Source organism: Neomicrococcus aestuarii (assembly GCF_014201135.1).
In the GTDB taxonomy this organism is placed as follows: domain Bacteria; phylum Actinomycetota; class Actinomycetes; order Actinomycetales; family Micrococcaceae; genus Neomicrococcus; species Neomicrococcus aestuarii.
Window position 1 is genome coordinate 134981 of sequence record NZ_JACHDR010000001.1, and the last position, 14116, is coordinate 149096.

Below are 14116 nucleotides of genomic sequence, written 5' to 3' on the forward strand. Positions count from 1 at the left end.
AGTGCCAAGGCGAGGGTGAGTTCGCGTAATTCACCGTGATCGACAAGGCCGGACGAAAAACTTCCGTCAGCTGCGCTCAGACGCAAGCAGGCGCCGTCGTAATTTATCTGGCTCCCGATTCCGGTAAGAGCCCCCACCTCCTGGCAATAAGAGAAAAATTCTTTATTGGAGGACTTATGTCTGATAACACCAAGCTTAACGGCGAACTTCGCGACGATTTCGGTAAGGGTGCTGCTCGTCAGGCACGCCGCGCCGGCAAGATCCCTGCAGTGATCTACGGTCACGGCGCAGAGCCAATCCACGTTCTTCTTCCAGCACAGGCAACCACGCTTGCTGTGCGTCAGTCGAACGCTTTGTTGACCATCGTTGTTGACGGCGAAGACCACGTTGCCCTCGTGAAGGACATCCAGCGCCACGCGCTCAAGATGACCGTTGATCACCTTGATCTCCTCACGGTTCGCCGTGGCGAGAAGGTCACCGTTGACGTGAACGTTCACGTTGAAGGCGAAGTTGCTCCGGGCGCTGTCTTCAACCTTGAGTACCCAACCGTTTCCCTTGAGGCTGAGGCTTTGAACTTGCCTGAGTCCGTCACGGTGAACATCGATGGCCGCGAAGCTGGCGACAACGTCTTGGCTTCCGACATCCAGCTCCCAGAAGGCGCAACCTTGCTTCTTGAGGCTGACACGGTTATCGCAACCGTTGCAGCTCCAGTTGAGGCTGACCTTGGCGGGTCCGAAGAAGGCGAAGCTTCCGCTGAGGCTCCTTCCGAGGAATCCGCAGAGTAATTCTGCTGGCAACTCATGGCTGAAACCTGGATTGTGGTGGGGCTCGGGAATCCCGGGTCCCAGTACGCCGGAAACCGTCACAACGCGGGCCACATGGTTCTTGATGAACTTGCGGCCCGCGTTGGCGGTAGCTTTACGCTCGATGCCTCCCGTAAAGCCAATGTGCTTGCCGGGCGGATGGGCATCGGCGGACCTCGCGTGGTGTTGGTGAAACCCACTACGTACATGAATGTCTCTGGCGCACCCGTTGGCGCCGTGACGAAGTTCTTTGGGGAAACCGAAGAGCACGTCATTGTGGTTCATGATGAAATCGATATTCCGTTTTCGAGTATTAAGCTCAAACGGGGCGGTTCCGAAGGCGGGCATAACGGCCTGAAGTCCGTCTCCCAAGTACTGGGCACGCGCGATTACCTGCGGGTTCGGGTGGGCGTGGGACGTCCTCCTGGCCGCATGGATACCGCGGATTGGGTGCTCCAGAATTTCAGCAAGGCGGAAGCGAAAGATCTTCCTTTTTTGATTGACGACGCCGCCGACGCCACCGAACAGCTGATTCGCGAGGGCCTTGTGGCCGCGCAGCAAAAGTTCCACGGTAAAGCTGATCAAGCATCAAAGGCCTGATTTTCGGGCCACTACAGAGGAGTCTTGTGGCTGAAGAGCTTGCCGCACCGTTGACCATTGAAGAAGTCAGACGGTTGCGAGCCGATTTTCCGATTCTCTCGCGCGAGATGAACGGTCAGCCGCTCATCTACCTCGATTCCGGTGCCACTTCCCAGACCCCACAGTGTGTGTGGGATGCTGAGCAGCAGTTTTACGAATCCTTCAATGCTGCCGTGCACCGCGGCGCTCATAGCCTCGCTGTTGAGGCCACTGACCTGTACGAAGAAGCGCGAGCCACTGTTGCACGCTTCATTGGCGCGTCCGAGCGCGAGCTCGTGTGGACCTCGAACGCCACCGAAGCGCTGAACCTGATTGCGTACTCCTTCTCCAACGCGTCCTTGGGCCGTGGTGGGGATGCCGCGAAGCCGTTCCGTTTGGGTCCGGGCGATGAAATCCTCACCACGGAGATTGAGCACCACGCTAATCTGCTGCCGTGGCAAGAACTTGCGGCCCGCACGGGTGCCACTTTCCGTTACGTCCCCGTGCTGGCGGATGGTTCCATTGATTACGACGCCGCAGCTCACCTAGTAGGGCCGCGCACCAAAATTTTTGCCTTCACTCATGTGTCCAACGTGCTGGGCGTCGTGACCGACGTTGCCCGCTTGGTTGCGTTGGCTAAGGGCGTTGGCGCGTTCACGGTGTTGGATGCCTGCCAGTCCACCCCGCACAAGAAGTTGGACGTTAAAGCCTTGGACGTGGACTTTGCCGCGTTCTCGGGACACAAGATGCTGGGCCCCACCGGTATCGGCGGGCTTTACGGCCGCGCCGAGCTCTTGGACGCTATGCCACCGTTCTTGGTGGGCGGTTCCATGATCACGAAGGTGACTATGGAAGGCGCCGAGTATTTGCCGGCTCCCACGCGATTCGAGGCCGGCACCCAGCGCATCTCCCAGACCATCGCGTTGACCGCGGCAGTGAACTACCTCGACGAAGTCGGCTTGGATCGCATCGCCGCGTGGGAGCACCAGCTGGGCCAGCAGCTTGTTGACGGTCTTTCCAAGATCCCTGGTGTTCGCGTGCTGGGACCAACAGATGTGCCGCGCATCGGCGTAGCCGCTTTTGATGTTGAAGGCGTCCACCCGCACGATGTTGGCCAGTACTTGGACTCCGTAGGCATCGCGATTCGTGTGGGTCACCACTGCGCTCAACCGCTGCACCGCAAGCTAGGGCTTGCCGCTACCAGCCGCGCCTCCACCTACCTGTATTCGCTGCCGAGCGAAGTCGATGAGCTGGTGCGCCGCGTGGCAGAAGTGCGACCGTTCTTCGGTCTATCTTAAAGATCATTACGAAGTCTAAGGATTCTCATGAACGGGCTTGAACAGCTGTATCAGCAAGTCATTTTGGACCACTCGAAGCGTCGCATCGGCGACGGCTTCAAGAACATCGCCGAGACCGATCCTCACGGGGAATCGCACCAGTACAACCCCACGTGCGGTGACGAGATTCGCGTGCGCGCCACCGTCGCCGATGGCCGCGTGACCGGACTCGAATGGGAGGGGCAGGGCTGCTCCATCTCCATGGCGTCCGCCTCCGTACTCACCGAGCTCGCCGTGGGCGAAGAGCACGAAGAATTCACGCAACAGATCGAAGCGTTCCGTTCCGTGATGCGCTCGCGTGGCACTGAAACCCCAGATGAGGAGCTCTTGGGGGATGCCTCCGCCTTCGCTGGCGTCTCCAAGTTCCCGGCGCGCGTCAAGTGCGCCATGCTGGCCTGGGTCGCGGCTGAAGATGCCGTGAACCAAGCTTCAAACGTGTGAGAGACTTCCAGACTCACCACATAGGATGAACCTTATGGCTGACGAGACTCCTCACGAATCCTCCACAGTAAAAACTCCGGAGACGGAAAAGAAGAAGGATTCGTGGACATCGGTGCTCTTGTCCACCGCCCTGAACCTGATCATCGCCATCGCGGTCGTTGCCTTGGTTCAGGCGTTCTTCGTCAAGGTTTACCAGGTTCCCTCGGGATCCATGGAAACCACCCTCAACGTGGGGGACCGGATTGTGGTGAATCGGACCGCCTACAACGGCGCCGAACCACCGAGCGGGGACATCATTGTGTTCCGCGCCGATGAGAACTGGTCAGACGAACTTCCCGAAGGCTCCACGAGCTTTCTGGGCTCACTCGCCAAGGGATTCGGTGACATCACCGGAATCGGCCCGTCCAATGAGAAGTACCTGGTCAAGCGCGTGATCGCGCAAGGCGGAGACACCGTGGAGTGCTGCACCTCCGAAGGCGCCCTGACGGTCAACGGTGAAGCCATCAACGAGGACTATATTTACGAGGATCTGCCCTTTGTACCGGGCAGTCTGGATTGTTCCACCGATCCCCAGTCCTACCGGTGCTTCGGCCCCATCACGGTGCCCGAAGGGCAGGTTCTTGTGATGGGTGATCACCGCTCGGCCTCGAGTGACTCCGTGATCAACTGCCGGTACGAAGGCGTTGCCGCGGATGACTCCTGCGCCCGCTTCGTGAAGAAGGAAGACGTCATTGGCCGGGTCTTCTTCAAGCTCTGGCCGGTCACCGACTGGCGCGGCTTCTAAAGATCAGTAGCGATCGCCGCGGGTAATGATCCCGTTGGCGAGCAAGGATTCGAGGGCATCGCTCAGGATTCGATCCACATCCGCTGGGGAGTTCTCAATATCGCGGGCTTCCTCCACGATGTCCTCAAGAGTCATGGGTGATTCCAGCAATTCCCACACCAACGGTCCCACGCCGTTGAGCATCGTGAACTTTTCGCCCATCAGCACGCACAACGTTCCATCATCAAAGTAGACGGCGTCATCAACGTTGAGTCGCATATATTCGAGGCCCACTGGTCGAGCTTCGGGAGTATCCAAAGGACGCAAATTCTCCGCCGGAACCCACCGCTCGCGAGCGGCACCTGACGTTGCGTGTCCCTCCGGACGAGTCCCATTGAGCCCAGCGGTCACAGCAGTTGCATGAGGCCGCGCGTGTAAAAGATCGGCCATGAGTCGGGTGAGGTCGCTCGCTTCTGAGTAGTGCAAGCGACGTACCCCGCCGGTGCGGTCAATGGCCTGGCACAAGCGCACTAGACCGCGATCCATTCGGGAGAGCGAAGAAGTCTGGGGAGCGATCAAAGAAATCGCTTCAACAATGTTGACGTGCTCCGCAAAGGGTGCCGCCACCTGGCCGTCTTTGTCACGGTGGAGCAGGCACACCAGAGAAAGGTGGGCGGGACCCGAAGGCGCTAAGAGCTCGAGCTCATCAGGGCCGTGCTGGATCTTCGGACGCACCAGATCGCCCTCCAAAATGGAGAGCGGTTTCGGGAACTGGAACACCGAGTAGTCGGCGTCAATGCCCACGGTTTCGTCCGTGAGGTACTCAAACGAACGCCCCAGGGTTCGGGTAGCCGTGGTTTTACCGCCGCCAGATTCGGCCACCAACACGAAAGTCTTGGGCGATTCCGGATCTTTGAGCGCGGCTCCGTGGAACATCAGCAACGAGCCCTGTCCGGAAGCAATGGCTGCGGCGGTGGCACGGTAGACCACTCGTTCGTGGAAGACGTTCCAGTCTTCATTGTCGTTACGGGCCAGAGTGTCACTTGCTGGTTCGGAGTTGGCCTCTGCAGCGCTGATCAAGCGCGGAGTGCACCGAGACCACGCCTCGAAAATCAGCGTGGTCTCGGAAGGGGATAGCCCCGCAATATCTATAGCCCCACGTAATGTCGTTAAGCGCACGAGGTGAGCTGCGTCGTCGTCATTCGTGGGCGAAGAATTCGCAACGGAAAGGGTCGTCGGGTCCGGTGTCACCTCATGTGGCACTGTTAGATCCTCTCCGCGCACAAATGATCAACGTTAGTCTTGCTGATACACGTCCGGAATACCGTCGTTGTCTTTATCAACCTTCTCACGTTCCGCGATAAGTCGGTAACGTTTGTCACGCGGTTTGAGAACTAAAATTCCAAGAATCGCGGCGATAAACGAGCCGCTCAGAATCGCAATCTTTGCATGGTCGTTGTGAGCGGATTCCAAACCGAAGCTGAGCTCGGAGACCAGCAAGGACACAGTAAAGCCGATTCCGGCCAGCAGCGTGACGCCGAAGAGGTCGCCCCACTTCACCTCGGGTGAGAGGTTTGCGTGGCGGGTCTTGGTGACGAGGTAGGTGGCGCCCATAATGCCGATCGGCTTACCGACCACCAGGCCGATTACGATGCCCCACACCACGGGGTCGGACACAATTGCGGAGAAGCCGCCTTCGCCGCCCACCACGGTGACGCCGGCGGAGAAGAACGCGAAGATGGGGACGCAGATTCCGGTGGAGAGTGGGCGGAAGCGGTGCTCAAAGACCTCAGCGAGGCCGTTTTCCGACTTTCCGTCGGAGCGGAATACGGGAACGCAGAAGCCCAAGATCACGCCGGCAATGGTGGCGTGGATGCCGGACTGGAACACGCACCACCACGCGAGAATGCCCAGCGGAAGCAGGATGAGCCAGGAGGCCCAAGCGTTCTTAGCGCAGAAATCGCGAGCCTTGTGAGCAATGATGAAGTACGCGGCGATCGGGACCACTGCCAGCAGCGCATAGAGCGGCACCAGGTCAGAGGTGTACACGAACGCGATGATCACAATGGCAATGAGGTCATCCACCACAGCTAGCGTGAGCAAGAAGATGCGCAACGGTGACGGCAGGTTGGAGCCGACCACTGCGAGCACGGCTACCGCGAACGCGATATCCGTTGCGGTGGGAATCGCCCAGCCACGCAGGGTCTCACCGGCGGTTGCCATATTGAAGGCAACGAAGATGAGCGCTGGAACCAGCACGCCACCGAAGGCTGCGGTCACGGGGACAATCGCTTTGGAGAAATCGGCGAGATCGCCAGCGACGAACTCCTTCTTCAGTTCCAGTCCGGTCAGGAAGAAGAAGACTGCCAAGAGCGCATCTGCGGCCCAGTGCCCAATGGACAGGTCCATGTTGGCCCACGGGATGGCGATGTGAAAGTCGCGAATCGCGAAGTAGGTGGGAGCCCAGGGCGAGTTCGCCCATACAATCGCCACCAGTGCCGCGGCGATTAAGACCATGCCACCCACGGTCTCTTTACGGAGGATGTCTCCGATTCGATTAGTTTCTTCCCACGAGCCGCGGCCTAGGACGGCGCCGCTGGGCTTGCCGTCAAAACCTGCTGGTGTGGGTGAGGAATTATTACTCATGAGAACCTCTCGGTAGGCGCTATAAAGGACATCGCCGACCAGACTTCCCGGCACACCGTGGTCTACGTTACAGGCAAAAAAGTTGGGCCACAGCGTTTTCGCCGCGGCCCAACCAGAAATTTACGTTGAAAATAAATCTGAAATTCGAGTGTGGTATTTACCCGAGAACGCTCTTAGCGCTCGAGCCACGCCTTCGCTTCTTTAGCCTGCAAGTTCAGTGCCTTAGACACGAACGGCTCAGCTGCTGCTGCGATTTTTCCGCCCATGAACGGAATGGAGGACTTAACCTCACCGGCAAGATCCACGCGGGATCCTTCGCCTGCGGCCACGATGTTCTGCGTCGCATTCACGGAGACAGGCGCGCCTGCAACGTCCACGCGAACCGTCGAGGAGCGGGAACCGTCAGCCGCTGGGGCAGCCCAGTCTTCCTTCTGGGTAATGGTGATGGTCTGTCCCACTACCTTGCGGGCGATCTCGGGGAGGCGTGCGGTAGGAACTTCACGCACAATCTCGGTGGAGAAAGCGCCAGCTGGGTCACCGGTCACGGTGAAACCCTTGAGGGAGCCGCCAACGCGCGTGGAAACGTGCTCAACGAACTCGCGGTTGGTGAACGTCTCGAGGATCTGCTGAGGAGTAAAGGGCAACGAAGTGCTTGCATTGAGAGCCATATCCACATCCTAAAGGGCGAGGCCGTGTAGGCGAGTAAACTAACGAACGATCATGACGACTACAGCCACGCATCCAGTCCTTGCTCTTGATGGCCTCCGTCAAGCGTTGTCCGCCGATTCCATCCTTCCCGTCTTGCGCACCGTTGCGGGCCGTTCCTTTGGCGAGCGGACGCAAGATCTTGAGATCGCCGCTCCCACCGGTTTGCGTCCTATTGTGTGCGCTGAGGTGGCGGACGCGGTGAACCCTAGCGGCGGCGTCGTTCTGGCCATCACCGCAACCGGCCGCGAAGCCGAAGATCTCACCGCGGCGCTCGCCGCGTACTTGCCAGCGGATACCGTGGCTGAATTCCCATCCTGGGAGACGCTGCCCCACGAACGCCTGTCACCGCGCTCGGACACGGTGGGCCGGCGGCTTTCCGTGTTGCGTCGCTTGCATGACGGGAAGAACGACGACGCAGCTCGCCTTAAGGTGATCGTGGCGCCGATTCGCGCTGTGGTTCAGCCGCTCGTGAAGGGCTTGAGCGAACTGCGTCCTGTGCGGGTCGCTGTGGGGGAAGAGTATGAGTTCACCGCGTTGGTGAAGGCGCTCGCGGATGCTGCGTATGCTCGCGTTGATTTGGTGACGCACCGTGGTGAGTTTGCGGTGCGCGGTGGCATGATCGACGTTTTCCCTCCGACCATGGACCATGCGATTCGCATTGATTTCTTCGGTGATGAAGTGGATCAAATGCGTTACTTCTCAGTCGCCGATCAGCGGTCGATCCCGGGGGAGGGGCCGCGCGAAATCATCGCTCCGCCGTGCCGCGAACTCTTGATCACCCCCGCCGTGATGTCCCGCGCCGCGCGCTTGCAAGAACAGCTCCCCGGCGCTGCCGAAATGCTGGAGAAGATCGCGGGCGGCATCGCCGTTGAGGGCATGGAGTCCTTGGCACCGGTTCTGGTGGACGCCATGGTGCCGTTCATGAGCGAGCTACCCGAGGGGTCCATCGCGGTCCTCATGGAGCCCGAGCGTGTGCGGGCCCGTTCTCATGATCTTGCCGCCACCAACGAAGAGTTCTTGGCCGCTGCCTGGAACACTGCCGCTCACGGTGGCGCTGCGCCCGTGGACATCTCCGCCGTTGACGCGTCGCTGAACTCGGTGGCGAGCGTGCTGTCCTCCGGAAACTTCGCCTCGCTTGGCGAGACCCGTGACGCAGCGGTGAAGTCCCATGTCTCTTGGTGGTCTATGACCAGCCTCGGTGCGGATACCGAGCTATTGCCGGATGCAGGAACGCTCCGAATTCAAGCGCACGAACCACACGGCTTCGCGGGCAACGTGCAGGAAATGCTCAACTTCTTGAGCGCCCAGGTCAACGATGACTGGCGCGTTGTAGTGGTCACCGATGGTGTTGGTCCAGCTCAGCGCATCGCCGAACTCTTGCATGATGCAAACATTCCCGCACACCGCGTGGAATACCTCAAGGAAGAACCCACCACGCACTTGGTGGAGATCACCACGGCCCAAGCCGGACACGGATTTATCTTCCCCGAGCTGAAGCTCGCGCTCTTGACGGAAGCGGATCTGCTGGGCCGCTCATCGGCATATGCCGTAAAGAGTGGCAAGAAACTGGCCGCGCGCCGTCGTAATGCCGTGGATCCGCTGCAACTGACCGAGGGCGATTTCGTGGTGCACGAGCAGCACGGTATCGGTAGGTTCGTGGAACTGATTCAGCGTAAGATCGCCGGTTCTGACGGCATGCGCGAGTATTTGGTGCTCGAGTACGCAGCATCGAAGCGCGGAGCTCCCGGGGACCGTTTGTTCGTGCCCACTGATCAGTTGGACCAGCTCACACGCTACGTGGGCGGCGAGACGCCGACGCTCTCCAAGATGGGTGGAGCGGACTGGTCTCAGACTAAGACTAAGGCGCGCAAGGCCGTCAAGGAGATCGCCGGCGAGCTCATCAAGCTGTACTCGGCGCGCATGGCCTCTCGTGGGCACGCGTTTGCCCAGGATACGCCGTGGCAGCACGAGCTCGAGGATGCGTTCCCGTTCGCGGAGACCCCGGATCAGCTCACCGCTATCAACGAGGTCAAGGCGGACATGGAGAAGGAGATCCCGATGGATCGCCTCGTCTCCGGCGACGTGGGCTTCGGTAAGACCGAGATCGCCGTGCGTGCGGCATTCAAGGCTGTTCAGGACGGCAAGCAAGTTGCTATTTTGGTGCCCACCACACTGTTGGCCCGCCAGCACTATGAGACGTTCTCCGAGCGTTTCGCCGGGTTCCCCGTGCGGGTCAAGGCGCTCTCGCGATTCCAGACCGCCAAGGAGTCGAAGGAGATCATCGCTGGGCTCAAAGAGGGTTCCGTTGATGTAGTGATTGGTACGCACCGCTTGCTGTCCAAGGAAGTCGAGTACAAGGATCTGGGACTCGTCATTGTGGACGAGGAACAGCGCTTTGGTGTGGAGCATAAGGAAGCGCTCAAGAAGATGCGCACCAACGTGGATGTTCTTGCCATGTCCGCGACGCCGATTCCGCGAACACTTGAGATGTCTTTGACCGGCATTCGGGAGACCTCGACGCTGGCCACTCCGCCAGAAGAGCGTCACCCCGTGTTGACCTATGTGGGGCCGTACACGGATAAGCAGGTGACTGCGGCGATTCGCCGCGAGCTCATGCGTGAAGGTCAAGTTTTCTTCGTGCACAACCGTGTCTCCTCGATTGACAAGGTTGCCGCGCAACTGCGCGAGCTCGTTCCGGAGGCCCGAGTCGAGATCGCCCACGGCAAGATGTCCGAGACCCGCCTTGAGCAGATCATGGTGGATTTCTGGGAAAAGAAGTTCGACGTGCTGGTGTCCACCACCATTATCGAAACCGGCCTAGATATTCAGAACGCCAACACGTTGATTGTGGACCGTGCGGATAACTATGGTCTGTCCCAGCTGCACCAGCTCCGAGGCCGTGTGGGCCGTGGACGCGAGCGTGCGTACGCGTACTTCTTGTGGAACTCGGAGAAGCCGCTGGGTGAAGTGGCTTTGGAACGTCTCAAGGCCGTGGCGGCTCATAACGAGTTGGGATCTGGCTTCCAGCTGGCCATGAAGGACCTTGAAATCCGTGGCGCCGGTAACCTCTTGGGCGGCGAGCAGTCCGGCCATATCGCCGGCGTCGGCTTTGACTTGTATCTGCGCTTGGTGGGTGAGGCTGTTGCCGATTACCGCGGTGAGAAGGAACAAGTCACCGCTGATGTGCGCATTGATCTGCCGGTCAACGCGCACTTGCCGCACGATTACGTGCCGAGCGAGCGACTCCGTCTCGAGGCCTATCGAAAGCTGGCCGCCGCGCACGACGAAACCCAGATCCAGGACGTGGTGGAGGAATTCACCGACCGTTACGGCGAGCTGCCGGAAGTGGTCAGCAACCTCATTGACATCGCCCGACTGCGGCTGTTGGCGACGAGTGCTGGACTCACAGACATCGCCGTTCAAGGCAATTTCGTCAGAGTTTCGCCGATCAGCAACTTGCCGGAATCCCGTCAGGTCCGCTTTGAGCGCATGTACCCCGGAACGCTGATGAAGCCGGCGATGGATCTAGCCCTGATCCCGAAGCCAAAGACCGCCCGTGTGGGTGGTCGCGATCTGGTGGACCAGGAGATCATTCAGTGGGCCAATGAGCTGGTGAAGAATATCTTCGTGCTGGAGAACGCCACTGCTTAGCGAAGAGTGTTTCCAAAACAAGAGGGTTGGGGCTGTGAGACGTTTGATCTCGTGGCTACAACCCTCAATTCTTGCCAATCAGAAGTTAGTTGCGAACCCAATCACAGGGGAGTGTGGCTGTCCACGTCTTCGGTGTACCTTCAGGTGTTATTTGCACTGTTACCGAAGTCAAACGAGTATCCGTAGAGCAAATATCGCTGACTTCCGAAACTGTTCGGTTCCATTCCGGACCTCGGGTCGACCACTCGTCACCACGAGAATCAACGCCGCTTCCAATGATAAGCAGGGAACAAAATGCTATCTTCACTGTTTTAGTTACCCAGCTTCCGTGAGCCCAGCTAAGTAAAACGAGCAACGCCGACGGTATGAGAACGGCGGGCATGAGTGAGTACCGTGAAACCTTCGCAACCCCGCTAGATACGGAGATGGCATCAAGGTTTGCAAAATTGATGGTTGCCAGAAAGAAACAAAAGGCCGCCGCGAAGAGCAGGCAAGCCATTAGTCGCGTTTGGAGAGGAGATTGTTTCCAAGAAACCAAGAATACGAGTGCTACCAAAACCAGTGTCATCACAGCCGTTATCAAGGCGCCGGTAGTCATCACGCCGACTGTTGCTCCCGTTTCTCCAAGCAACGGGACAGTCAATACTCGAACGACAATGGAGCTGAAGAATTCCACCGGAACAGCAAGGAAGCTAGACAATGCCGACTCGCGAGCATCTGTGTCAATAATCAGAACATGCAATAAGAACGCGGGGAAGTAGAGAGTCGGTAGGATCCTCTCACTGCCTCGTAAGGTGATCACGCGCCATAACGCAATCGGTGCCAGAGCAAGGGACAGAGGGTCACTCAGAACCCCGCCCCAGAGAAAGAAGAGTCCAAGTAGTCTCCATCCCCAAGATCTAAACACTCCGAGTAGGGCAAGCGTGGCACCAATGTCCAAGAACCAGCGCAAATTCGTGATGTTACCTAGTACTTCTTGCTGACCTGAACCAATGAATAAAACCGTGGCGGCTGCTGCAATCCCCCACCGCCAAGTTTTGGCGTACGGGCCCAGAACGCCCAGAAGCAAGAAGAACAGTGCAACCCTGATGAGGGCAACCGCTGCGGCGATATATAACGAGAAGTATTGAGGAGGTAGGAGGGTTCCGAGTTCGGCAATTATTCGAGGATAGACGTGCAAGTACCCGGTGTAGGTAGCGAGCAGATTATTGTCCTGAAGTGCATCGGTTAGAAAGATCAAACCGTCTTCTTTATGAAGATGGTTTGTGAACGATCCATAAATTCGCGGGGTGAGCAACCACAGAAATCCCACTATTGAGATGAGCCACAACGTGACTTTGCGAGTCCCCTGAGGGAACCCGCTGGGGCCCTGTGGTCCCTGGAGCACTATTTTTGGGGAAGTCAAAGTGCCTCGTAACGATGAAAGTGGCCTAGTTTCAAGAACAGGCGAGCTGGGATGAGAAAAGTGTTTTGATCTACTTTGACGAGCTAGATGCTGCCCGGCGCTTGCCTGACTGACGGCGGGTGCGCTGTCCATCGGTCGAGGTGTAGTAGTAGGAATCCGAGTAGTAGCCGTACTGACCGGCGCTCGAGCCCTTACGTGGAACCTGATTCAGCACTACACCAAGTACGTGACCGTTGACGCGCTCCAAGCGGTCCGTCGCCTTCTTGAGAGCCTCAATACTGGTGCTACCTGCTCGGGCAACCACCAGCACGCCGTCAGCGGAGGTGGACAGTACCGATGCGTCCGTCACCGGAAGAAGCGGTGGAGAGTCGACGATCACTACGGATTCTTGAGCGAGATCTGTGAGCAAACGCTTCATGGCGCGAGAGCCCAAAAGTTCGGAAGGATTGGGTGGAACACGGCCGGCGCCGAGAACCTGCAGGCGCGGATCGCCAGACCACTCTTGCAAGACGTCATCGAGATCCACGGCACCAGATAGCAAGTCAGTGAGGCCAGCGCCCGACTGAAGCTGGAAGATGTCCGTCTGGACGGAGCGGCGAAGGTCTGCATCGATCAGGACAACCTTGCTGCCGGATTGTGCAATGGTGACGGCGAGGTTTGCTGCGATCGAGGACTTACCTTCACCAGCGAGGGCGCTCGTGACCACAATGATGCGTGGAGGGTTATCCACTCGCGAGAAGGTCAGGTTGGTGCGGAGCTCGCGAAGTGCTTCTGATGTGGCCCAACCCTGCTTGTCCCCGGGCTCGCCCACGGTGATGACCTGACGGTGATGATCCAAGCGCTTGTCCTGGGGGACAGTTCCAAGAACCGGGTGACCGGTGGTGGTTTCCACCTGTTCGGTGGAGCGAATGCGAACGTCAAAGAGGTGCTTGATGAACACAAAGAGTGCTGCCAGGATCAGCCCGGCAACAGCGCCGTACATGAGATTGGTGCGCAGGACAGGTGCAGACGGTGCGCTTGGAAGAAGCGCGCTGGAAATTGGAATGATCTGAACTACCGGAACGCTTGAGGTGGAATCCGTTCCTCCGGTAGCCATCACGCGCTCCACGCGCGCGGCTTCCTCTGCCAATGCCGAAGCGAAAGCGTCAGCCGACGCGCGGGCATGCTCCGGATTCTCTGCAGTAGCCGTCACGCGAATCTGCGAGTTACTCGGATCCTTGGTGAACGTGACGCCCTTCCAGCTGACGGCTTGTCCCTCTTCGGCAAAATGCTTGCTCACCAGCTGAGATACTTCCGGGGCGTTACCAAGAGCTAAGTACGTTTCCGCCTTGGTATTTGCCAGGGTTTCTGCTGATAAGTAGCTGCCCAAATTGTTTCCGCCGCCAGCCACTACCATCACCGTATTGGTAGCCGCGTACGTTTTGGAAGAGATTAGGAAGAGGCCAACGCTCGCCAGAACAGCTAACAAGAAGATGGCGATTGCACCTTTCCAGTTGTTCAATACAACGCGCGCGAGGCGACGAACTTGATGGTTCAATGCCTGGGGTTGGTTTTCCGCGGTGTATTCCATTTATCCCTCACGCCAACAGTCTGTTACGTACTCATCTCATGCACACTGAGAAACAAGGCCCGAAGTTCCACATTCCCCAACGCTAAATCTCTTCAGATTCTAGGTGAAATTTGTGGCGCCATTGAGCACATGACTTGGGTAGACGAATATACGGCTATTTGACCACTCAGAATA

At 58.4% G+C, this 14116-nt stretch carries 11 protein-coding genes; 6 read left to right on the forward strand and 5 right to left on the reverse strand.

Annotated features, from left to right (window positions below; translation table 11 throughout):
- The first annotated feature begins 176 nt into the window (after nucleotides 1-176).
- From HD598_RS00585 to lepB, 5 genes are read left to right on the forward strand one after another with little or no spacing between them, the layout of a single operon-like run.
- Complete coding sequence (locus HD598_RS00585) at nucleotides 177-785, forward strand: 50S ribosomal protein L25/general stress protein Ctc (RefSeq protein WP_183662931.1); 609 nt, start codon at nucleotides 177-179, stop codon at nucleotides 783-785.
- A 15-nt stretch (nucleotides 786-800) separates the two neighbouring features.
- Entirely contained in the window at nucleotides 801-1403 is a 603-nt protein-coding gene (gene pth, locus HD598_RS00590) for an aminoacyl-tRNA hydrolase (RefSeq protein ID WP_183662935.1), read from the forward strand.
- Nucleotides 1404-1429: 26 nt separating this feature from the next.
- On the forward strand, nucleotides 1430-2719 hold the full coding sequence (locus tag HD598_RS00595) for an aminotransferase class V-fold PLP-dependent enzyme (protein WP_311538901.1): 1290 nt from the start codon (nucleotides 1430-1432) through the stop codon (nucleotides 2717-2719).
- 27 nt (nucleotides 2720-2746) lie between these two features.
- Nucleotides 2747-3199 (forward strand): Fe-S cluster assembly sulfur transfer protein SufU, encoded by a 453-nt coding sequence (gene sufU, locus HD598_RS00600; RefSeq protein ID WP_183662938.1) that lies wholly within the window; start codon nucleotides 2747-2749, stop codon nucleotides 3197-3199.
- Nucleotides 3200-3233: 34 nt separating this feature from the next.
- Nucleotides 3234-3983, forward strand: coding sequence for a signal peptidase I (gene lepB, locus HD598_RS00605; protein ID WP_183662941.1), 750 nt, complete (start codon nucleotides 3234-3236; stop codon nucleotides 3981-3983).
- 3 nt (nucleotides 3984-3986) lie between these two features.
- Here the strand turns inward: lepB and HD598_RS00610 are convergent, their stop codons facing one another.
- The 3 genes from HD598_RS00610 to HD598_RS00620 form a co-directional block, all read right to left on the reverse strand.
- Nucleotides 3987-5225: a PqqD family protein gene (locus HD598_RS00610; RefSeq protein ID WP_183662944.1), complete on the reverse strand. Its 1239-nt coding sequence runs from the start codon at nucleotides 5223-5225 to the stop codon at nucleotides 3987-3989.
- A 33-nt stretch (nucleotides 5226-5258) separates the two neighbouring features.
- Entirely contained in the window at nucleotides 5259-6608 is a 1350-nt protein-coding gene (gene nhaA / locus HD598_RS00615; protein ID WP_183662947.1) for a Na+/H+ antiporter NhaA, read from the reverse strand.
- A gap of 173 nt (nucleotides 6609-6781) precedes the next feature.
- Complete coding sequence (locus HD598_RS00620) at nucleotides 6782-7276, reverse strand: DUF2505 domain-containing protein (protein WP_071893951.1); 495 nt, start codon at nucleotides 7274-7276, stop codon at nucleotides 6782-6784.
- Nucleotides 7277-7328: 52 nt separating this feature from the next.
- On the opposite strand from HD598_RS00620, the gene mfd reads away from it, so the two are divergent.
- A complete protein-coding gene (gene mfd / locus HD598_RS00625) occupies nucleotides 7329-10967 on the forward strand; it encodes a transcription-repair coupling factor (RefSeq protein WP_183662950.1) in 3639 nt (1212 codons plus the stop codon).
- An 85-nt stretch (nucleotides 10968-11052) separates the two neighbouring features.
- On the opposite strand, the gene HD598_RS00630 is transcribed toward mfd, so the two are convergent.
- Entirely contained in the window at nucleotides 11053-12207 is a 1155-nt protein-coding gene (locus HD598_RS00630; RefSeq protein ID WP_183662952.1) for a hypothetical protein, read from the reverse strand.
- Between the two features lie 235 nt (nucleotides 12208-12442).
- Entirely contained in the window at nucleotides 12443-13942 is a 1500-nt protein-coding gene (locus tag HD598_RS00635; RefSeq protein ID WP_183662956.1) for a tyrosine-protein kinase domain-containing protein, read from the reverse strand.
- Between the last annotated feature and the right edge of the window lie 174 nt (nucleotides 13943-14116).